Annotated in this window: 21 protein-coding genes and 1 tRNA gene; 13 read left to right on the plus strand and 9 right to left on the minus strand. The window is 67.9% G+C overall.

Going from position 1 to position 19,906, the window contains the following annotated elements:
• The first annotated feature begins 108 nt into the window (after positions 1 to 108).
• Complete coding sequence (locus tag HHL27_RS19365; RefSeq protein WP_169495040.1) at positions 109 to 858, plus strand: 7-carboxy-7-deazaguanine synthase QueE; 750 nt, start codon at positions 109 to 111, stop codon at positions 856 to 858.
• Between the two features lie 74 nt (positions 859 to 932).
• Here the strand turns inward: HHL27_RS19365 and ssb are convergent, their stop codons facing one another.
• The 5 genes from ssb to HHL27_RS19390 form a co-directional block, all read right to left on the minus strand.
• A complete protein-coding gene (ssb, locus tag HHL27_RS19370) occupies positions 933 to 1,469 on the minus strand; it encodes a single-stranded DNA-binding protein (protein ID WP_169495041.1) in 537 nt (178 codons plus the stop codon).
• A gap of 93 nt (positions 1,470 to 1,562) precedes the next feature.
• A complete protein-coding gene (gene feoB, locus HHL27_RS19375; protein ID WP_169495042.1) occupies positions 1,563 to 3,419 on the minus strand; it encodes a ferrous iron transporter B in 1,857 nt (618 codons plus the stop codon).
• Positions 3,420 to 3,423: 4 nt separating this feature from the next.
• Positions 3,424 to 3,681, minus strand: a complete 258-nt coding sequence (locus HHL27_RS19380) for a FeoA domain-containing protein (RefSeq protein ID WP_169495043.1) — start codon at positions 3,679 to 3,681, stop codon at positions 3,424 to 3,426.
• Positions 3,682 to 3,761: 80 nt separating this feature from the next.
• Entirely contained in the window at positions 3,762 to 4,427 is a 666-nt protein-coding gene (locus HHL27_RS19385; RefSeq protein ID WP_169495044.1) for a COQ9 family protein, read from the minus strand.
• A gap of 25 nt (positions 4,428 to 4,452) precedes the next feature.
• A complete protein-coding gene (locus HHL27_RS19390; RefSeq protein WP_206069730.1) occupies positions 4,453 to 5,049 on the minus strand; it encodes an ankyrin repeat domain-containing protein in 597 nt (198 codons plus the stop codon).
• Between the two features lie 120 nt (positions 5,050 to 5,169).
• Between HHL27_RS19390 and HHL27_RS19395 the strand changes: the two genes are divergently transcribed.
• From HHL27_RS19395 to HHL27_RS19425, 7 genes are all read left to right on the plus strand, one after another.
• Positions 5,170 to 5,790, plus strand: a complete 621-nt coding sequence (locus HHL27_RS19395) for an SCO family protein (RefSeq protein WP_240960053.1) — start codon at positions 5,170 to 5,172, stop codon at positions 5,788 to 5,790.
• Between the two features lies 1 nt (position 5,791).
• On the plus strand, positions 5,792 to 6,259 hold the full coding sequence (locus HHL27_RS19400) for a YcgN family cysteine cluster protein (RefSeq protein ID WP_338114960.1): 468 nt from the start codon (positions 5,792 to 5,794) through the stop codon (positions 6,257 to 6,259).
• Positions 6,256 to 7,005, plus strand: coding sequence for a M48 family metallopeptidase (locus tag HHL27_RS19405; protein WP_338114961.1), 750 nt, complete (start codon positions 6,256 to 6,258; stop codon positions 7,003 to 7,005). Before HHL27_RS19400 ends, HHL27_RS19405 begins: the two co-directional genes overlap by 4 nt.
• 62 nt (positions 7,006 to 7,067) lie before the next feature.
• Positions 7,068 to 10,067 carry an L-glutamate gamma-semialdehyde dehydrogenase gene (locus HHL27_RS19410; RefSeq protein WP_240960054.1) on the plus strand — a complete coding sequence of 1,000 codons (3,000 nt, stop codon included), beginning with the start codon at positions 7,068 to 7,070 and terminating at the stop codon, positions 10,065 to 10,067.
• 45 nt (positions 10,068 to 10,112) lie between these two features.
• Entirely contained in the window at positions 10,113 to 10,580 is a 468-nt protein-coding gene (locus HHL27_RS19415) for a hypothetical protein (protein WP_169495047.1), read from the plus strand.
• Positions 10,581 to 10,589: 9 nt separating this feature from the next.
• The gene (ribD, locus tag HHL27_RS19420) at positions 10,590 to 11,561 is read left to right on the plus strand and encodes a bifunctional diaminohydroxyphosphoribosylaminopyrimidine deaminase/5-amino-6-(5-phosphoribosylamino)uracil reductase RibD (protein WP_169495048.1); all 972 of its coding nucleotides are present in this window, start codon (positions 10,590 to 10,592) and stop codon (positions 11,559 to 11,561) included.
• Positions 11,562 to 11,574: 13 nt separating this feature from the next.
• Positions 11,575 to 12,198 carry a riboflavin synthase gene (locus tag HHL27_RS19425; RefSeq protein WP_169495049.1) on the plus strand — a complete coding sequence of 208 codons (624 nt, stop codon included), beginning with the start codon at positions 11,575 to 11,577 and terminating at the stop codon, positions 12,196 to 12,198.
• A 75-nt stretch (positions 12,199 to 12,273) separates the two neighbouring features.
• Here the strand turns inward: HHL27_RS19425 and HHL27_RS19430 are convergent, their stop codons facing one another.
• Together HHL27_RS19430 and HHL27_RS19435 are read right to left on the minus strand one after the other, a co-directional pair.
• Positions 12,274 to 13,446, minus strand: coding sequence for an amino acid aminotransferase (locus HHL27_RS19430; protein ID WP_169495050.1), 1,173 nt, complete (start codon positions 13,444 to 13,446; stop codon positions 12,274 to 12,276).
• Between the two features lie 127 nt (positions 13,447 to 13,573).
• Positions 13,574 to 14,374, minus strand: coding sequence for a DUF1134 domain-containing protein (locus HHL27_RS19435; protein ID WP_240960058.1), 801 nt, complete (start codon positions 14,372 to 14,374; stop codon positions 13,574 to 13,576).
• A gap of 235 nt (positions 14,375 to 14,609) precedes the next feature.
• On the opposite strand from HHL27_RS19435, the gene HHL27_RS19440 reads away from it, so the two are divergent.
• The 3 genes from HHL27_RS19440 (at position 14,610) to HHL27_RS19450 (ending at position 17,370) form a co-directional block, all read left to right on the plus strand.
• A tRNA-Ser gene (locus tag HHL27_RS19440) sits at positions 14,610 to 14,702 on the plus strand.
• A 119-nt stretch (positions 14,703 to 14,821) separates the two neighbouring features.
• On the plus strand, positions 14,822 to 16,312 hold the full coding sequence (locus HHL27_RS19445; RefSeq protein ID WP_169495052.1) for a hypothetical protein: 1,491 nt from the start codon (positions 14,822 to 14,824) through the stop codon (positions 16,310 to 16,312).
• Positions 16,313 to 16,326: 14 nt separating this feature from the next.
• On the plus strand, positions 16,327 to 17,370 hold the full coding sequence (locus tag HHL27_RS19450) for an oxidoreductase (protein WP_169495053.1): 1,044 nt from the start codon (positions 16,327 to 16,329) through the stop codon (positions 17,368 to 17,370).
• Here the strand turns inward: HHL27_RS19450 and HHL27_RS19455 are convergent.
• Both HHL27_RS19455 and HHL27_RS19460 read right to left on the minus strand, forming a co-directional pair.
• Complete coding sequence (locus HHL27_RS19455; RefSeq protein ID WP_169495054.1) at positions 17,362 to 17,949, minus strand: VOC family protein; 588 nt, start codon at positions 17,947 to 17,949, stop codon at positions 17,362 to 17,364. The two genes, HHL27_RS19450 and HHL27_RS19455, sit on opposite strands and share 9 nt — an antisense overlap.
• A complete protein-coding gene (locus tag HHL27_RS19460) occupies positions 17,946 to 18,605 on the minus strand; it encodes a carboxymuconolactone decarboxylase family protein (RefSeq protein WP_169495055.1) in 660 nt (219 codons plus the stop codon). Before HHL27_RS19460 ends, HHL27_RS19455 begins: the two co-directional genes overlap by 4 nt.
• Positions 18,606 to 18,766: 161 nt before the next feature.
• On the opposite strand from HHL27_RS19460, the gene HHL27_RS19465 reads away from it, so the two are divergent.
• Together HHL27_RS19465 and modA are read left to right on the plus strand one after the other, a co-directional pair.
• Positions 18,767 to 19,054: a DUF1330 domain-containing protein gene (locus HHL27_RS19465; RefSeq protein WP_169495056.1), complete on the plus strand. Its 288-nt coding sequence runs from the start codon at positions 18,767 to 18,769 to the stop codon at positions 19,052 to 19,054.
• A gap of 84 nt (positions 19,055 to 19,138) precedes the next feature.
• Positions 19,139 to 19,906, plus strand: coding sequence for a molybdate ABC transporter substrate-binding protein (gene modA, locus HHL27_RS19470; RefSeq protein WP_169495057.1), 768 nt, complete (start codon positions 19,139 to 19,141; stop codon positions 19,904 to 19,906).

Here is a 19,906-nt window from a genome sequence, read left to right on the forward strand (position 1 = left end):
CATCCTCCCCTGCTGGGGAGGTGGCGGCGCGCAGCGTCGACGGAGGGTTAGCGTGCGGGCAATACCCCTCCACCGCCTTCGGCGGTCCCCCTCCCCTTGCGGGGGAGGATGGGGGTGCTGACGCTCGCTACCGTCAATCCGGGCGAGGCTGAGATCTTCGCCTCGCTGCAGGGCGAGGGGCCTTCGATGGGCCGGCCTTCCACGTTCGTGCGCCTGTCGCGCTGCAACCTCGCCTGCCGCTGGTGCGACACGGCGTACACGTGGCGCTTTACCGGCGACAATCGGCCGCACCGCGACGACCTGGCGTTCGAACGCAGCGCGAACCAGCTGGTGTTGGACGAGGGCGAGGTGGCGTCGCGGATCGTGGCGTTGTCGCCCGACCGTCTGGTCATCACCGGGGGCGAGCCGCTGCTGCAGGGAGCGGCGCTGGCGCGGATGGTCGCGGCGGTCCGGCAAGCGCGGCCAGACTTCCACGTCGAGATCGAAACCAACGGTTCGGTCGCGCCGCATGCGGCGCTCGACGCGCTGGTCGATCAGTACAATGTCAGCCCCAAACTTGCGCATTCGGGCAATCCGGCCGAGCTGGCGCTGATCCCGGAACGGCTGTCGGCCTGGGCGGCCGAGCCGCGCGCCTATTTCAAGTTCGTGGTGGCGACGCCTGCCGATGTTGAGGAAGTGGCCGTGCTGCAGAAGGCCTACGCCATTCCCGGCGAGCGGTTGTTCGTGATGCCCGAGGGCACCGACAGCGCAACCTTGCGTGATCGGTCGAAATGGCTGTCGGATGCGGCGCTCAGTGCCGGGTGGCGGTTTACGGACCGCCTGCATATTCACCTGTACGGAGATACGCGCGGGACTTGAGGAGGCTTGGGGCCGGAAGCGACCCCAGCTTTCGCTGGGGTGCCGCTTCCGCGCCTGCGATCAGAACGGCCCGATCAAAACGGGATGTCGTCGTCCAGATCATCGCCGAAGCCGCCCGACGAGCCGCCGCCCTGGTTCCAGCTGCTGCCGCCCGACGCGCCGCCACCGCGCGAACCGCCCGACGAACCGCCATCGTTCCAGCCGCCGCCGGACGAACGGCCACCGCCGCCCATTCCGCCACCGCCGCCCGAGCCGCCCTGCGGGCCGTCGAGCATGGTCAGCACGCCGCCCATGCCGCCGACCGAGATTTCGGTGGTGTAGCGGTCGTTGCCCGACTGGTCCTGCCACTTGCGGGTGCGCAGCTGGCCTTCGATGTAGACCTTGCTGCCCTTCTTCAGGAAGCGTTCGACCACACCGACGAGACCTTCGGAATTGATCACCACGCTATGCCACTCGGTGCGCTCCTTGCGCTCGCCGGTGGCGCGGTCCTTCCAGTTCTCGCTGGTGGCGATGCGCAGGTTGGCGATGCGCCCGCCGTTCTGGAAGCTCTTCACTTCCGGATCGGCGCCGAGATTGCCGATCAGAATGACCTTGTTGACGCTGCCTGCCATCGAATCGTTTTCCTGAATGAGATTTGCGGGCTTGGGTAGAAGATGGAGGCCCGCGGGGCCAACCTCAAGCGCGGCACTTCTGGTGGAAAACGGCTATCCCAAGCCCAAGGCCACCGCGATCCAGTAGGTCGCCCCGGCAAAGACGTAGGCCAAGCCGAACAGGTAGGCCAGCATGAAGCCCGGCCACTTCCAGCCGTTGGTTTCGCGCCGGGTCACGGCAATGGTCGACATGCACTGCGGCGCGAACACGAACCAGGCGAGGAAGGCGAGCGCGGTGGCGAGGCTCCACCGGCCCTTGAGCTGGTCGCCGAGCTGGCGGCCCTGCTGATCGTCGTCGGTGGCGCCCACGGCGTAGGTCGTGGCGAGCGAGCTGACCGCAACCTCGCGCGCGGCCATGGCCGGGATCAGTGCGAGCGCGATGTCCCGGTTGAAGCCGATCGGTTCGACCACGACCGCCAGGCCGTTGGCGATATGCCCGGCGATCGAGGCGTTGACCTGGTCCTGTCCAGGCTCGGCGCGCGGGAAGTTGAGCAGCAGCCACAGCGCGACGGTGACGGTGAAGATCATCGTGCCGGCGCGGCGCAGGAACACCCACGCACGCTGGAACAGGCCGAGCGCCAGATCCTTGACCGTGGGCAGCTGGTACTTGGGCAGCTCCATGATGAAGCCCGATGCCGCGCCCTTGGTCACCGAGCGGCGCAGGATGAGCGCAACGACCATCGCGCCGATGATGCCGACGACATAGAGCGTGAACAGCACCAGCCCCTGCAGGCCGACGCCGGGCAGGACGGCGCGGTTCGGAATAAACGCAGCGATGATCACCGCGTAAACCGGCAGGCGTGCCGAGCAGGTCATCAGCGGGGCGATCAGGATCGTGGTCAGCCGATCCTTGGGATCGGTGATCGATCGCGTGGACATGATGCCGGGCACCGCGCAGGCAAAGCTCGACAGCAGCGGGATGAAGCTGCGGCCTGAAAGCCCGACGCCCGCCATCAGCCGGTCCATCAGGAAGGCGGCGCGCGCCATGTATCCGGTCGCCTCCATCGTGAGGATGAAGAAGAACAGGATCAGGATCTGCGGCAGGAACACCACCACCGCACCGACGCCCGCAATCACGCCGTCGGTAAGCAGATCGCGTGCGAGACTGGCCGGCAGTTCGGTTCGCACCCAGTCGCCGATTGCGGAAAAGGCGGCGTCGATCCCGTCGGCAAAGGGCGTCGCCCAGCTGAACACCGCCTGGAACACAACGAACAGCAGCGCGAACAGGATCGGCGGGCCGGCCCAGGGATGCAGCAGGACCTTGTCCATGCGCGCATGGATGCGGTGCCTGGCGGTTTCGGAAAGGATCGCCCCCTGCGCCATTTCGTGCGCAAGCATGCGCCGTTCGGGCAAGGTGACATGCGCCCGGGCGACCGGCTGCTCCGCCACCGCATCGCGCGCGGCGGCGACGGCTGCAGCAAGATCGTCGAGCCCCCGACGGCGCACGGCAACCGTCGGGATCACCGGAACCCCCAACGCGGCCGAAAGCGCCGCCGAATCGAGCACCAGCCCATCGCGCTCGGCCAGATCGACCATGTTGAGCGCGACCACCGTGGGCCGGCCGAGTTCGAGCACTTCCTGCGCGAAGACAAGGTGCTGTTCGAGGTTCGAGCTGTCGAGCACGATAACCAGCACGTCGGGCTGCGCCTGCCCGTGCTGTTCGCCCATCACCACGCGGCGCGTCACTTCCTCGTCGGGGCTGGTGGTGGCGTGGAGGCCGTAGGAGCCGGGCAGGTCGACCAGCTCGACCGGTTCGCCATTGGGCAGCAGCATGCGCCCGGCCTTCCGTTCGACGGTGACGCCAGGGTAATTCGCGATCTTCTGGCGCGCGCCGGTCAGCGCGTTGAACAGCGCGCTCTTGCCCGCATTGGGATTGCCGACGAGGGCGGCGACGCAGGGCTGCCTGCTCATCGTGTCAGGCCGCCTGCGTCTCGGGCACGGTATCGACCGTCATGGCGCGGGCGTGGGCGCGGCGCAGGGCAACGGTCATGCGCCCGATCTCGATCGCCAGCGGGTCGCGACCGAGGAACACCCCGCGATAGGCAAGCTTCACCTTCGCGCCTTCGTCGATCCCCAGCGCGCGCAGGCGCTGGGCTTCCTCGGGCACGAGCATGTCCCAGTCGACCGCGGCGATGCGGGCGCTGATGCCAAGGGGGAGCTGGTCGAGTGTCACGCCTGCGGCGCTGCCACAGCGGCTCAACAATTGCAAGTCATTCGCAATAGTTGATCGAGGTCAATTTGGAACGCTGTCCGTCAGGTCGCAGGGTAGCGCAGGCGACCGAGCAGCCGCGTCAGGCTGAGGCCTTCATCGCGCGGGCGCATGACGCGGGCTTTGGCCTTCTCGAACTTCATCACGTCATCGATACGGCGGGACAGGAAGGCGCGCGTCTCGTCGTGGTCCTCGCTCTTGTCCTGGGCGAAGAAGGTGAGCGTCGCGGCGTAAATGGTGCCGAGCGTCGCACGCTTGGTGTAGTGATTGTAGTCGGTGGCGGTATCGCCGGCGAGCCGCCACATGCGATCGGCGCTTTCCCAGCCGAGCCGCGCGGCGGAGGCCGCGTTCCAGGACTTGGCCATCTCGATCAGGGCCAGCCGCAGCGCTTCCTCGCGCCCGGCAAGCGCATCGAGGCGGAACTGGACAAGGCTGCGGATGCGTTCGCGGATCGGCAGGTTGCCGATGCGCTCGTTGGGCAGCTCGCGCGCCATGTCGCGGTCGATCGCATGGATCCACGCGGCAATCATCGTCATCGGCTTGCCTTCGAAGGCAAAGCGCGCGGCTTCCCGGTCGACGCCGGCCATGTCTGCGGCTGCATCGACCGCAGCGTTGCTCCATCCGTCGAACATCGCCGATTCCGCGACGAGCGGTGCAAGGTCCATGCGCAGGTCTTCGAGCGAAGCGTGATCGGCGGTTTCGGTGTCCATGGCGCAACCTGCTGGAGGAATCGGATCAGAACGTCGGGCCGTAGCTCTTCTTGGCGGGATTGGCAGCCTTGGCCTTGGCGGCATTCTCCAGCTCGTTCAGCATCGTGCTGCCCTTGCCGTCAAGCGCGGCGTAATCCCGTGCCGACCGGCCCGAATTGTCCGGGCGATCCGGATTGGCACCGGCCTTCAGCAACGCCCGCACCAGCGCGACATCGCGCCGGTGGACCGCGCTGATCAGCGGCGTCTCGCCGGTGTTGTTAGGCTCATCGACGCGGGCGCCAGCCGAAATCAGGAAGTCCACGCCTTCGAGATAGCCCAGATTGCAGGCCAGGACGAGCGGCGTGGTGCCCTTGTTGTCGCGGATGTTGACGTTGGCGCCCTTGCCGACGAGGAACTGCATCCACATCAGATCGCGCCGCGCGGTGACGATGTGCAGCGCGGATTCACCAGTGGTTATATCGCGAGTGTTGACGATCTGGGTGCCCGGCTCGTTCAGCGCATCGGTGACCTTGTCGGCTTCCTTCTTCTTCACCGATTCAAGAAACTTGTAGCTGTCCGAGAACTGCGCCGCTGCAGGCACAGCGATCCCCAGAGCAAGTCCGGAGAGCGCCACAGCGCCCAGCTTGGCATATCGCCGCGCAAAGCGGGTCCACCTGATCACGTCGTCGTCCTCCTGTTGGCGCCCCTTGGCGGGTATCGCCCCTTGCAAGCAGCTGGTTAGCAGAGCATGAACCGGCGCGCCATGCTCGACCAAGCCCCGCGCCGATCCTTCCGCCGACCGATATTCCTAACGCTTGCCAGCGCTTTGGCCTTCGCGCTTTCTGCCTGTTCGGGCAGCGGCCCTGCCGAGCGCCCACCGCTCGAAGGCGCCAGCATCGGCGGTGACTTCACCCTGATCGGCAAGGACGGCAAGCCGGTGCGGTACGCCGACTTTGCCGGCAAGTACCGCGTGGTCTATTTCGGCTACACGTTCTGCCCCGACGTCTGCCCGCTGGACGTCCAGCACCTGATGCAGGGCTATCACGCCTTCGCCAGGACGAGCCCGGAGCTTGCGGCCAAGGTCGTGCCGATGTTCATCACCGTCGATCCCGCGCGCGACACGCCCGAAAACGTCGGCAAGTTCGCCGCGAACTTCGGGCCCGAGCTGATCGGCCTGACCGGTACGCCGCAGCAGATCGCCGCCGTCGCCAAGAGCTTTGCGGTCTATTACCAGAAGCGCGAGGGCTCCTCGCCCGATGCCTATCTGATGGACCACAGCCGCGCCGCTTACCTGATGGGGCCCGATGGCAAGCCGCTGGCGCTGCTGCCGGCCGAAAAGGACGGGCCGGCCGTCGCGGCGGACCTGGCCAAGTGGGTGCACTGACGTGGCAGCGCCGGGCGAGCGGTTCTGGGAAAAGCCGATCGAGGCGCTGACCCGCGATGAGTGGGAAGCGCTGTGCGACGGCTGTGGCCAGTGCTGCCTGCACAAGCTTGAGGACGAGGACACGGGGCGGGTCTATCGCACCAATGTCGCCTGCCGTCTGCTCGACACGCGCAGCGGGCGCTGCAGTGACTATCGGCACCGCAAGGCCTTGGTGCCCGATTGCCTGCGCCTGACCCCACGATTGGTGCGTGAAGTCGCCTGGTTGCCGCCCACCTGCGCCTATCGCCTGCGCGCTGATGGCGAGCCGCTGCCCGATTGGCACTACCTGGTCAGCGGGGATCGCGAGGCGGTCCATGCCGCCGGCGTTTCGGTCAAGGGCCGCGTCATCAGCGAAGTGCTGGCCGGCCCGCTGGAGGACCACGTGATCCTTGAGCCCGAGGATCTCGGGGGCGAGGACTTCTTCCTGTGATCGACTGGCTGCGCCGGCCCTTGCGTGAGCCTGCCGCGCCCAAGCCGATCGCGCCGCGCACGATGACGATCGACGGGCGCGAAATGCCGCTGGTGATCCGTCGCCTCGCGCAGGCGCGCCGCATGACGCTGCGCCTCTCGCCCGATGGTGGCGAGGTGCGCGTCTCCATCCCACGATGGGGCCGGGTGGGCGATGCCGAAGCCTTCGCGCGCGAACGCGCCGACTGGCTTGCGCTGCAGCTGCGCCGCATGCCCGAGCGCGCGAGCATTACCGCGGGCAGCGTGGTGCCATTCCGCGGTGAGGCGCTGCAGGTGCGCTGGCTGGCCGATGCACCGCGCAAGCCGGTGCTCGACGATGGAATGATCGTGCTCGGCGGCCCGCAGGACGGACTGCAGGGACGGCTCGCCCGCTGGCTGGAAGGCGAAGCGCTGCGACTGATGGCCGAGGATCTTGCGCACTACTGCGACCGCGCCGGCAAGGCGGTGCCGCGCCTGGCGCTGTCGCGCGCGCAGCGCCGCTGGGGCAGTTGTGCCGCCGACGGCTCGATCCGGATGAACTGGCGACTGGTCATGACGCCGGATTTCGTGCGACGCTCGGTCGTCGCGCACGAAGTGGCGCATATGACCCACTTCGATCACAGTCCCGCATTTCACGCCCATCTTTCAGCGCTTTACGAAGGGCGGATCGAGGACGCCAACCGCTGGCTCAAACGCGAAGGGCGCGGGCTTTACCGCCTGTTCGGCTGACGGCGGAACGCATGTTGGCAAATCCGGTCGCAAGTGTAACCGGTTTGCGCTAGGGGCGCTGCATGGACAGCCGCTTCGACTTCACCCCCGCCATGGCGCTCGCCCGCGCCGAAATGCGCCGCCTGCATCGCCTGGCCGAACCCGACGTGGTCCGCCCGCTGGTCGCCGCGTTGCCGCGCGAGGGTGAAGCCGCGATCATGGCACGCGGCAAGGCGCTGATCGCCGAACTGCGCAAGGGGCAGGCGAGCGGCTGGGTCAACCGCTTCATGGCCGAATACCGCATGGACAGCGCCGAAGGCCTTGCCCTGTTGAGCCTGGCCGAAGCGTTCCTGCGCGTGCCCGATCCGGAAACCGCCGACCTGCTCATCGCCGACAAGATCGGCGAGGCGGACTGGCGGGCGCATTCGGGCAAGTCTTCCTCGATGCTGGTGAACTCCGCAACATGGGGCCTGGTGCTGGGGCGCGCGGTGATCGGCGTCGAGCCGCAGGCGGGCGTGCTGCGCCGCCTGATCGCCCGCAGCGGCGAACCGTTCGTGCGCCAGGCCGTCGGCGCGGCCATGAAGCTGATGGGCGAGGTCTTCGTCATGGGCCGCACCATCGACGAAGCCATGGCGCGCATGCGCAAGGGCGAAAACCGGGGCTTTACCGCCAGCTTCGACATGCTGGGCGAAGCCGCGCGCACGTTCGGCGATGCGCATCGCTATTTCGAAAGCTACGAAGCCGCCATCGCCGCCGTGGGCAAGGCTGCGGGCGAGGGGCACTCGATCTCGGTCAAGCTCTCGGCGCTCCACCCCCGCTACGAAGCGGCGCAGGCCGACGCCGCGATACCGGAGCTTACCGCGATGCTGCTCGACCTGGCGCGCGGCGCGGCCAGGGTCGGCATCCCGCTGACGGTCGATGCCGAGGAAAGCGAACGGCTCGACCTTTCGCTCGACATCATCGCCGCTGTTGCCGCCGATCCCGCGCTCAAGGGCTGGGACGGGCTCGGCATGGCGGTTCAGGCCTATTCCAAGCGGGCGCGCAGCGTCTGCCGCTGGGCCAATGGCCTGGGCGAGGCGACCGGGCGCCGGATCAAGGTGCGGCTGGTCAAGGGCGCGTACTGGGACAGCGAGATCAAGGCGACGCAGGAACAGGGCCTGCCCGACTATCCGCTGTTCACGCGCAAGGCACATACCGACGTATCGTACCTCGCCGCCGCGCGCGAGCTGCTGGCGAGCCCGCACGTGGAGCCCGCGTTCGCAACCCATAACGCGCGCACCGTCGCCACGATCGTCGAATGGTCGAAGGGGTTGGGCAAGACCGGCGCCGACTTCGAATTCCAGCGCCTCCACGGCATGGGCGAAGGGCTCTACGAAGCGCTGGTGCGCGATGAAGGCTATCGCTGCCGCATCTATGCCCCGGTCGGGGGCCATCGCGATCTGCTCGCCTATCTCGTTCGCCGCCTGCTGGAAAACGGCGCGAACACCAGCTTCGTGCACCAGCTGGCCGACACGGACCTGTCGGAAGAGGACTTGCTCGCCGATCCGGTGGCGAAGGCGCAGGAAAGCGGCGGACTGCCCCACCCGTCGATCCCCTTGCCCATCGATCTGTTCGAGCCGGTACGCGGCAATTCCGCAGGCGTAGACCTCAACGATCGCGCGGTGCTGGCCGATCTTGCGGCGAAGATCGCGCGGGTCCCGGTTCTGCCAGCACCTGCCGAAGCGGATGCCGGGACGCTGATCGGCGCGGCCGCCGCTGCGGCTCCGGCCTGGGCGTCGGTGTCCATCGATGCCCAGGCCGACGTGCTCGACCGTCTGGCCGACCTGCTCGAAGCGCGCCGCGAAGAAGCCTTTGCGCTGCTGGTGCACGAAGCGCGCAAGACGCTGCCAGATGCGCTTGCCGAAGTGCGCGAAGCGGCGGACTTCTGTCGCTATTACGCGCGTCAGTCACGCGATCTGATGCAGCCTGTGCCCCTGCCGGGACCGACCGGCGAAACCAACGTCCTGCGCATGCTGCCGCGTGGCGTCTGGGCGGCGGTCGCACCGTGGAACTTCCCGCTGGCGATCTTCCTCGGGCAGGTCGTCGCGGCGCTCGTCACCGGCAACACCGTCGTCGCCAAGCCCGCGCCGCAGACTCCTGCGATCGCGGCGTGGGCGGTGGCGCTGGCGCGTGAGGCGGGTGTTCCCGAAGGCGCGCTGCAGCTGCTCGTCGGCGGTGCCAAAGCCGGCCACGCGCTGGTGTCCGATCCCCGCGTCGCGGGCGTGGCCTTTACCGGCTCGGTCCCCACCGCCAAGCGCATCGCCCGCGCGCTGCTGGCAGACGACGACCGCCCGATCGTCCCGCTGATCGCCGAAACCGGCGGCATCAACGCGATGGTGGTCGATTCGACCGCGCTGCCCGAACAGGTGGTGCGCGATATCGTCACCAGCGCCTTCCGTTCGGCCGGGCAGCGCTGCTCGGCGCTGCGCCTGCTGCTGCTGCAGGAAGACATCGCCGATCGCACGCTCGAAATGCTGGCGGGTGCGATGGACGCGCTGGTGGTCGGCGATCCGGCGCATCCTGCCACCGATGTCGGTCCGGTGATCGACCGGGCGGCCTATGACAAGCTGATGGCGCGCCGCGCGGAGATGGCCGGGCGGATCGTGAAGACGGTCGCCGTGCCGGACAGCGGCCTGTTCGTGCCGCCAACCGTCATCCGCCTCGATTCGCTCGACCAGCTCGATGCCGAATGGTTCGGCCCGCTGCTGCATGTGGCCACATGGAAGACCGGCGAACTCGACGACGTGATCGCGCGGGTCAACGCCAAGGGCTTCGGTCTGACGATGGGCCTGCACAGCCGCATCGCGCGCGTGGCAGAGGCGGTGGAAAGCGCGGCCAAGGTTGGCAATCTCTACGTCAACCGTTCGATGATCGGCGCGGTCGTCGGCAGCCAGCCGTTTGGCGGCGAAGGTCTATCGGGCACTGGCCCCAAGGCCGGCGGGCCGCACTACCTCGCCCGCTTCTGCGTCGAGCGCGTTACTTCGACCGACACCACCAGCGCTGGCGGAAACGCATCGCTGCTCAGCCTCGACGAGGAAATGTAACCGCAACTGGCGCAAACGGGCACAGGCCCCTATCTAGGGGACACGATGAAGGGTTTCTTTTCCAACGTTTCGCCCAAGCGCGCGATCAAGGACCTCTGGCAGGTCCTCGGCGCGCCCAGCGAGTACCGGATGCGCGCGCTGCTGCTGGCTGCCTGCGTCACTGGCGGTATCTTCTACCTGATGACCCAGCAGGGCGGGCGCGGGCTGCCGCGGCCGCCCAAGGTGATCTACATCGAAAGCTGGCGTGCCGATCGCAGCGACAAGGAAATCCTTGCCGGCAACATCGCCGCGCAGAAGAAGCTCGACGAAGAGCAGGCCGAGGAAGACCGCCGCGCCGAGGACATCCGCAAGATGTACAAGGCGGTCGGCGCGGCCACCGGGATCGACACCCAGAAGATGTACGACAAAGGCACCGTCGAGCGCGAAGCCGAGCGCAAGGCCGAGCAGCAAAAGAACGAGGCGCTGCTGCGCCAGATCACCGGCAAGCCGGTACCCGCCCCGCCCAAGCCTTGAGGCCCGGCGATGGGGGGGCACAGCGATCATGACTGGCTGAGCGCGGCGGCTGCGCTTGGCGAACGCGGGCGTCCGTTCAGCCGCCCCAACCCGGCCGTGGGCGCGATCATCGTGCGCGATGGGCGCGTGGTGGGGCGCGGGTTCACCCAGATCGGAGGTCGCCCCCATGCCGAAGCCATGGCACTGGCGCAGGCAGGCGAAGCCGCGCGCGGCGCGACGCTCTATGTCACGCTCGAACCCTGCGCACACCAGAGCGAGCGCGGGCCGTCCTGCTCATCGCTGGTAATCGCCAGCGGCCTTGCCCGCGTGGTGGTCGGTTGTCCTGACCCCGATCCGCGCACGGCCGGCATCGGCATGGAAAGCCTGCGCGCCGCGGGGATCCAGGTGGACCCGACGCCTTCGCACGCGGCGCAGCACTCGCTTGCCGGCTATCTCACCCGCGCCCGCCTCGGCCGACCGCACGTCACGCTCAAGCTAGCGACCTCGCTCGACGGCTGCATCGCTCTTGCCGATGGCTCCAGCCGCTGGATCACCGGCGAAGCATCGCGTGCTCACGTGCACGTAGAGCGTGCGCGCGCGGAGGCCATCCTCGTCGGCGGGGGTACGCTCCGCGCCGATTCGCCCCGGCTCGATGTGCGCCTGCCCGGGCTTGAGGCGCGCAGTCCGGAACGCTGGGTGCTTACACACGCCCCTGCACCCGAAGGCTGGCGCGCAATTGCCGACATCACCGCGCCCGATGCGTTCGGCGATCTGCAGTATCTCTATGTCGAAGGCGGCGCGGGCGCTGCAGCCACGTTCCTGGCCGCCGACATGGTCGACCGGCTGATGATCTACCGCGCACCGATCGTCATCGGCGGGGGAAAGCCCTGCATCGCCGATATCGGCCTCGCCACGCTCGATGCAGCGCACGGCCGCTGGAGCCATGTGTCCCGTGGCCAGCTTGGCAGTGACACGCTCGACGTCTACGAGCGCAGGCGCTGAAGGAGAGAGAGCAATGTTCACCGGCATCGTCACCGAAATCGGCGCGATCACCCGAATCGAGGACCGCGGCGACAAGCGCATGACCATCGCCTGCGCGATGGATCCCGCCAGGATCGCCATCGGCGCCTCGATCGCGTGTTCGGGCGTGTGCCTGACGGTGGTCGATCGCGGTGGTACCGCCGGCGACGCCTGGTTCGCGGTCGACGTGTCCGGCGAGACGATTTCGTGCACCGCGCCCGCACATTGGCAGGAAGGCGCCAGGCTCAACCTCGAACCTGCGCTCAAGCTCGGCGACGAGCTCGGCGGTCATATCGTGACGGGCCATGTCGATGGCGTGGGCCACGTCGTCGGCCTGTGCCCGGAAGGCGGCTCGACGCGCATCGGCATTTCCGCTCCGGCCGAACTTGCGCCCTACATCGCGCCCAAGGGTTCGATCACCGTCGATGGCACCTCGCTCACGGTCAACGAAGTCGCTGACCAGGACGATGGAACCTGCCATTTCGCGCTGAACATCATTCCGCATACCGCCGAAGTCACCACCATCGGCACGCTCGCCGTGGGCGATGCCGTCAATCTCGAGATCGACGTGCTGGCGCGCTATCTCAAGCGGATGCAGTCGCTCGCCGCCAAGGGCTAAGCTGTTTCACACAGGCGCGAAGAAGGGCGGGCCCTCGCGGCGCCCGCCCTTCTTGTTTGCAGGCGTCGCTGGTGATCAGCCCGCGACGTCGCCCAGCGCGGCGATGAACTTGTCGATGTTGCCGGTGGTCAGGCCCGCCGCGTTGATACGGCCCGAACCCGCCATGTAGATGCCGTGCTTTTCGCGCAGCGCCAGGATCTGCTCGCCCGAAAGCGGCAGCATCGAGAACAGGCCCTTCTGGATGCCGAGCGGCGCCATGTTCACGCTGCCGACCTGCTGCGCGGCGGCAAGGCGTTCGCGCACCCACGCCATGCGGTCGCGCATCTCGTCGAGCTCGCCCAGCCACAGCTTGGTCAGCTCCGCGTCCGAAAGGATCAGCCGGACGGCAGCCGCGCCGTGATCGGGCGGCATCGACCACGAAGCGCGCGCCACGGTTGCGCCATTGGCCATCGCGTTGGCAAGCGCGGTCGCATCCGACGTCACGGCATAGAACGCACCGACACGGTCGCGATAAAGACCGAAGTTCTTGTCGCACGAATAGGCGACCAGCGCTTCGGACACAGCGCCCAGCACCTTGCGCAGGCCATAGGCATCGGCCTCCATGCCATCGCCCAGGCCCTGATAGGCAAGGTCGATGATCGGCAGGACCTTGCCGTCGGACAGCGTGGCGGCGATCGCGTCCCACTGCGCCTCGGTGTAATCGACCCCGGTCGGGTTGTGGCAGCAGCCGTGCAGCAGCACGGCATCGCCCGGCTGGGCTGCCGCGAGCGCGGCCTGCAGCGCGTCGAGATCGGCAAGGCCGTCGGCGGTGGTGTGCTTGAACGTCACCAGTTCAAGCCCGACCGCCGCGACGATCTGCGCATGGTTCGGCCACGAAGGCGTGCCCATCAGGATCCGCTTGATGCCCGAACGCTTGGCGACTTCGATGGCAAGGCGCACCGCGCCGGTGCCGCCCGGCGACTGCATGCCTTCGACGCGTGAACGGTCGAAGTCCTGCCCGAAGACATAGGGGATCAGCGCGTGAACGAAGCCCATGTCGCCCTCGGGGCCGAGGTAGGCCTTCGAATCCTGGTCGGCGAGCAGCTTCTGCTCGGCCGCCTTGATCGCCTTGAACACCGGCGTCGCGCCCTCGGCGGTGCGATAGACGCCCACGCCCAGGTCGATCTTGTCGGCGCGCGGATCGGCGTTGTAGAGCTTGATCAGGGCAAGCAGCGCGTCTGCGGGCTGGGCGGCAAGGTTTTCGAGCATGGGCGGACCCTCCTGTCCGGATTGCGAAAAATTCGCGGGCGCCATGCCGCCGCAGGCCCCGCGCCGCAACCCCTGATTTGGCGCGGGTCCCGGTTTTACGGTTGCGTTACCGTCCTGCGATGCCGGATCAGAACGGCATCCACTTCTGCGTGCGGCTGAACTTCATGTAGCCGGCATTCACGCCAAGGCGCAGGCCAGCGCCCATCCGCACCGGGATCAGCACCACGTCGTGGCTGCGCAGGTAACTGACGTTGAAACCGCCGACGAGGTAAGCCTGGCCTTCGCCCGCGCCATAGCGATGGAACAGCTCGGCGGTGTCATGCAGGTTGTACACCAGCACGAACGTGTTGGCCGCGTTCGCGCCCAGGTCGAAGCCGACCGAAGGCCCGGTCCAGTAGACCGGAAGTTCGCCCTCGATCTTGTGGTGCAGCGTGCCCGAACCATAGCGCACGCCCACGACCACCGCGCCACCGGCTTCACGGCCGGTGATGTAGCCGATCGGTTCGCCCTGCTTTTTCAGGATGTCCTTGATCATCAGCGCAAGACCGCGCGCGCCCTTGCCGAACACGCCTTCGGCCGCGCCGATCAGGTCGTCTTCCTTGTACGTGCCTGCAGGCGCGCCTTGCGATCCGGCGGGCGGCGGCGGGGCCATGTTGGTCATCTGCGCCGGGGGCGGCACCGTGCTCGATGGCAGCGGCGCATTCGGATCAGCGAGCGGGGGCAGCGGCTTGGGCGCTTCCGACCCGACGGGCGATGCCTGGTCGATACGGGCTGCCGGAGTGGGGGCGGGCGTTGTCGTCGCGCGCGGGTTGAGATCCGAATCGATCGCCTGGTTGGGGTCGATCGTCTGGACTTGTGCCTGCGCGGCAGCACCGGGAACGAGCGCGAGCCCGGCCAGCGCCAGCAGAAGTGTGCGGTGCAGTTTCATGTTCGCTTGTCCCATCCCGTCGTCCGCCCCCAAGCGACGCCCTGCGCGCGAAGGTAGCCCGTCCAAAGCACTGCTGTCGATGCTTGCCCGCGCACAATGAACGGGCGATGAGCCGAGTCGAAATTGCGCCCGGACGCGCGCGAAGCGGGCGGAAACGCCGGATGCGAAGTTTTTCCGGACCAGCCTTGCCGCCCCCGGAATCGCTCGCTATAGCGCGCCCTCGCCGCTGCGATCCGGAGACGTGGGTGAGTGGCTGAAACCAACGGTTTGCTAAACCGTCGTACTGGTAAATCCGGTACCGAGGGTTCGAATCCCTCCGTCTCCGCCACCATTGTGCCTTGGCTCTTCCCTTGATGCGGCTGGCGCGCGGGGCTTTCTCTCACTAGTCTGGCTCTCGCGTGCGGTGCGTGACGTTTGCCGCGCGGTGGTTCGGGCGCGGGGGTGAAAGTGGAGCGTGCGCGCCTTTACGGGCTGGTCGTCACAGCGGCTGCGGCATTTGCCCTGGCAGCCTTCGTCGGGGCGATCCTTTCCACGATCTATGGCTTTGGCCCGTGGTTCGACGAATTCTTCACGACGTACGTGGCGCGGCCGGTCATCCCCTGGCGCGAAGCACTGGTCGATCACTGGCTGACCGATAACCACCCGCCGCTCTATTACGCGCTGGCGCGGACCTTCTGGTGGATCGGCGACACGATCGAGCACAGGCGACTGGTCAATCTGGTGCCGTTCGTGGCCGCGCTGGGCGGCGGGCTCGTGCTTGCCCGCCCGCGCGCGGAACTGCACCGGCTGGCCGCGCTGCTGGCCATCTCGCTCGCCGCGCAGGGGGTGGTCGTGCGGATCGCGGCCGATTACCGCTCCTACTTCCTCTCGGTCAGCGCGATTGCCTTGCTGGTCTTCGCGCTCGCGGCGTTCCACGCCGATGCAGCGCGCTGGCGCCGGCGGGACAGCGCGGTGCTGTGGTGCGTGGCGATCGTGGCGCTCAACACCCACATCACCACCACGATCGTCGCTTCCGCCATCCAGATCCCGTTCCTGCTGCGCTATCTCGTCCGGCGGGACTTGGCGCGCTTCTGGCGCCTTGCGCTGCCCTCGCTGGTCGCCGGGCTGCTGTTCGTGGCCGTGTCCGCGGTGCAGGCGCAGCACTGGCTGGCCAATACCACCGCATTCTGGCTGCCCGCAGGCTGGAACGTGGCGCGCTGGACGCTCGAACTGCTCGTTGTCGAGGTGGCGCAGGCGAACCCCGTGCTGCTGGTTGCCGCTTTGGGCGGCTTCGCTGCGGCGGCGGTGGGCTTGATGCGCCGGCGAACGGCGGATGCGCAGCTCGAAACCGCGATCTTCCTCGGCATCGGCTGGATGCTGGCGATCGGGATCATCCTGGCAATCCACGCCTGGCGCCCGTTCATCTACGAGCGCTACCTCGTCGGCCTGGTGCCCGTCATGGCGATGATCCTTGCCTTGGGCAGCGAGCAGGCGCTGCGTCGCATTGGCCTGCAGCCAGCGCTGGCGGTCCTCGTCCTTGCCGCGCTGGTTTCGGCGGCCAGCGCCTGGCACGCGGCCAGCACCAAGCGCCAGAACAGCGACTGGGGCCCGAGCGCGGCGCTGGTCGGGCAGCTGGTCGCGGCGTGTCCCGCCAGCCTTGTCCACACCGATCCGCTGTGGAACCGCGAGGTGCTGGACCTGGCGCCCGACGACAACCGCGCGGTCGTTCCCTTCGCCTATCGCATGATGGCCGCCCGCTACCACTTCGCGCTCGAAGACGATGCCTCGCGCCGGCTCGCCAAGGGCTGTCCCACGCTGTTCTGGGCCGAATGGACCCGGCCGCAGGAATGGTCCGCACCAGAGATTCTCGCCCGCATCCGCCAGCGCGGTTTCCCGGTTTCCAGGATTCGCGTCACTCGCTTCCAGCGCAGCTTCGTGGCAGTGGCCGATCCGCAATAGGACAAGGCCGGCCCATGCAGACTCCACCCATCAACGTCGCGATCGTCGGCAACGGCATGGCGACGCGCGTGTTTCACGCCCCCTACATCGCCGCGACGCCGTCGCTGCACCTTGCCGCCGTCGTCGCCCGCCAGCCCGACGCGGTCATCCCGGCGGGGGCGGCACGGCGCGGCGACATCGCCGCCGTTCTTGCTGACCCCGCCATTGCCGTCGTCGTCATCGCCACGCCCAGCGATACCCACGCCGCGCTTGCCGCGCAGGCGCTGCGCGCGGGCAAGCACGTCGTGGCGGAAAAGCCGCTGGCGCTGTCGCTGGACGAAGCGCGCGGCCTGGCAAGGCTTGCGCAGAAACAGGAGCGGCTTCTCGTCGCGTTCCACAATCGCCGCTGGGACAGCGACTTCCTTGCCGTGCATCAGGCGATCGAAGCGGGGCGGATCGGCCGCGTGGTCCATTTCGAATCGCACTTCGACCGCTTCCGTCCGCAAGTGCGCGATCGCTGGCGCGAACAGGCGGGGCCGGGGGCAGGCGTCTGGTTCGATCTCGGCCCGCACCTTGTCGATCAGGCGCTTGCGCTGTTCGGCATGCCGCTGGGCGTCAGCGCCGATATCGCCGCCCTGCGCGACGGCACCGGCGCCGCGTCCGCCGATGATTGGGCGAATGTCGTGCTGCGCTACCCCGATCGGCGTGTGGTTCTCCACGCCGGGATGTGCGTGGCGGGCGGCTCGCCCCGCTTCATCGTCCATGGCACGCAAGGCACGCTGATCAAGCGCAGCTTCGATCCGCAAGAAAGCCAGTCGGTCGCCGGGTTGCGGCCGGGCGACGCGGATTGGGGCATTGATCCCGATCCGCTGCAGCTGATCGACGGCACCGGAGCGGAAACGCAGCTGCCCGCGCCGCGCGGCTGCCAGCAGCACTTCTATGCCGCGCTGGCGCAAGCGCTGCGCGGCGAAGGACCGCCGCCCAACAGCATCGACGAACTGCTCGCGGTCCACGCCGTGATCGAGGCGGCGCAGATCTCGGCGCGCGAAGGGCGCGTCGTCGATCCGTCGCTATTGTAGCAGCGCGTCCTTCACGATCATGCCCACTGCCTTGGTGCCGTCGGCGCGCATCGGATCGTGCCGCACGTGGGCATCGCCGCCCAGCTGCGCGGTCCACGCCGCGAATTCCAGGCACACGCCGTCGGGATCGAAGAAGTAGACCGAGCGGACGAACACCCCATCCTGCATCTGCGGGGCGACCTGCCATTCGGAATCGTCGTGGTTCAGCACCATCGAGGTCTGCACCCCGCGTTCGTGGAGGCGCGCGACGTATTCGTCGAACTTTTCGGCGGGCACGTTGAAGGCGATGTGGTTCATCGATCCGTGCGCGCTCTTCATGTCGCCCATCGCGGGCAGGCCCGATGGCGCGGCGATACCCGGCGCGGCGGGCGGCGCATCGGGAAACCAGAAGAAGGCGATGGAATCGCCGTTGCCGATGTCGAAGAAGAAGTGCTGGCCCATGCCGCCGGGCAGGTCGATCGTCTTGGTCAGCGGCATGCCCAGCACGTCGCGGTAGAACTCCACCGTCTTGGCCATGTCGCGACAGACCAGCGCGAGGTGGTTGACCCCGCGGATATCGAACACCGTGTTCCCGCTCATGCCTCGCTCTCCTGCTGCTGCTTGCGCCGCCCGCCAAGGAAGTCTGCCGCGTCGAACCCTTCGGGTGCGGCCACTTCCACGATCGGCTCCTCGCGATCGTCGAATTCCATGCGCAGCGCGCGGGTGATCACGGCGTGCATGTCGTAAAGGCAGGTGATGTAGGTGAATTCGAAGATCTGCTGGTCGTCCCAGAAGGTCTTGAGCTTGTCGATCACCGCCTTGGGCGTGCGGCCATTGGCCTGGCACAGGCAGTCGGCATAAGCGAGCACGGCGCGTTCCTGCTCATTGTAGCAATCGGCCACGGCCCAATGCGGCACCGCGGCGATCTTCTCCTCGCTGCAGCCAAGCCCGCGCAGGCTCTTGCAGTGCTGCGAGAACACGAACTGGCTGCCCTTGACCCAGCCGGCGCGCGTCTGGCCCAGTTCGCGTAGGATCGGGTCGATGCGCCGCTCGGGGCTGCGGTAGAGGGCAAAGCCGCTCACCGCGTGGCGGAAGATGTCGGGCGAAAGCGCGAAGACGCTCCACCAGTCGCCCGGCGTGCCGGTCGCCGTGCCGGGCTCCACGGTGGGGTCGCGGTCCCCGAACAGATGCTGCATGTAACCGAGAATTACCTCGTCGGTGATCTCGCTGCGGGGTACCTGGCGCAACAACGGCATGGGGCGTTCCTTCCGGGCGGAACGGCCGTTTGCCGGCCTTGCTCCGCGCATCCTCTCACAAACCTATCATTTGACAGGTTGCCTCGTCCGCGGCGGATTGCCAAGCCCCCTTGGCTTGCCTATCGCTCTTTAGCTAATCGGTTAAAAAAGGAGAGAGAACCATGGCAGCTTACGCGATCTTCATCCGCAACTCGATCAGCGACCCCGACAAGTTCGCCGAATACGGCCAGAAGGCCGGCGGCACGATGGCCGGCCACAAGGTTGAACCGCTGGTCGTCTACAACCCCTGCGAAACCCCCGAAGGCGAACCGGCCGAAGGCGTGGTCATGGTCAAGTTCGACACGATGGACGAAGCCAAGGCCTGGTACTTCGGCGATGCCTACCAGGAAGTCGCCAAGCTGCGGAAGGCTTCATCGGACTACCGCGTGATCCTGACCGAAGGCCTCTGATCCCTACCGCCTGACAACACGGACAGGCTGACAGGGCAGACAGGGCGATTGCGCCCGGCGACATCAAGCTATATCCGTCCGTATATGGCTAGACTGTCGCGCGCGATCGCCCTTTTCCTCGTCCTGCTGGCAGCGCTCGGCGCGGGGCCCGTGCTGGCCCGCGCGCCGGTTGTGCTCGCGGCGGCCAGCCTGCAGGAAGCGATGACCGCCGCCGCAGATCGCTGGACGGCCAAGGGCCACGAACGCCCGGTCCTCTCCTTCGCCGCCTCCTCCGCGCTGGCACGGCAGGCCGAAGCCGGCGCACCCGCCGATATCTTCGTCTCGGCCGACGAACAGTGGATGGACCATGTCGCCGTCGCCGGCTTCCTTGCCGCCCGCACCCGCGCGCCGCTGCTGACCAACCAGCTCGTGCTCGTGGCCCCGGCGAACAGCCGGATCGCGCTTGCCATCCGGCCGGGCTTCCCGCTTGCCCGCGCGCTCGGCAATGGGCGCTTGGCGATGGGCGACCCGGACGCCGTCCCAGCCGGCATCTACGGCAAGCAGGCGCTCACCCGCCTCGGCGTCTGGCCGCAGGTGGCGGGCAAGGTCGCGCGCGCCGAAAGCGTGCGCGCCGCGCTGGCGCTGATCGCGCGCGGCGAAGTGCCGCTCGGGATCGTCTACGCAACCGATGCCCGCGCCGAACCGCGCGTGCGCGTGGTCGGCACATTCCCCGCATCGAGCCACGCGCCGATCGTCTACCCCGTCGCGCGCCTGCGCCAGGCGCGCAGCGCCGATGCCGAACCCTTCCGTCGCTTCCTGCTGTCGGGCGAAGGCAAGGCGATCTTCCGCCGCTTCGGTTTCGGCACGCGCTGA

This window comes from Novosphingobium olei (genome assembly GCF_012927405.1).
Classification (GTDB): Bacteria; Pseudomonadota; Alphaproteobacteria; order Sphingomonadales; family Sphingomonadaceae; genus Novosphingobium; species Novosphingobium olei.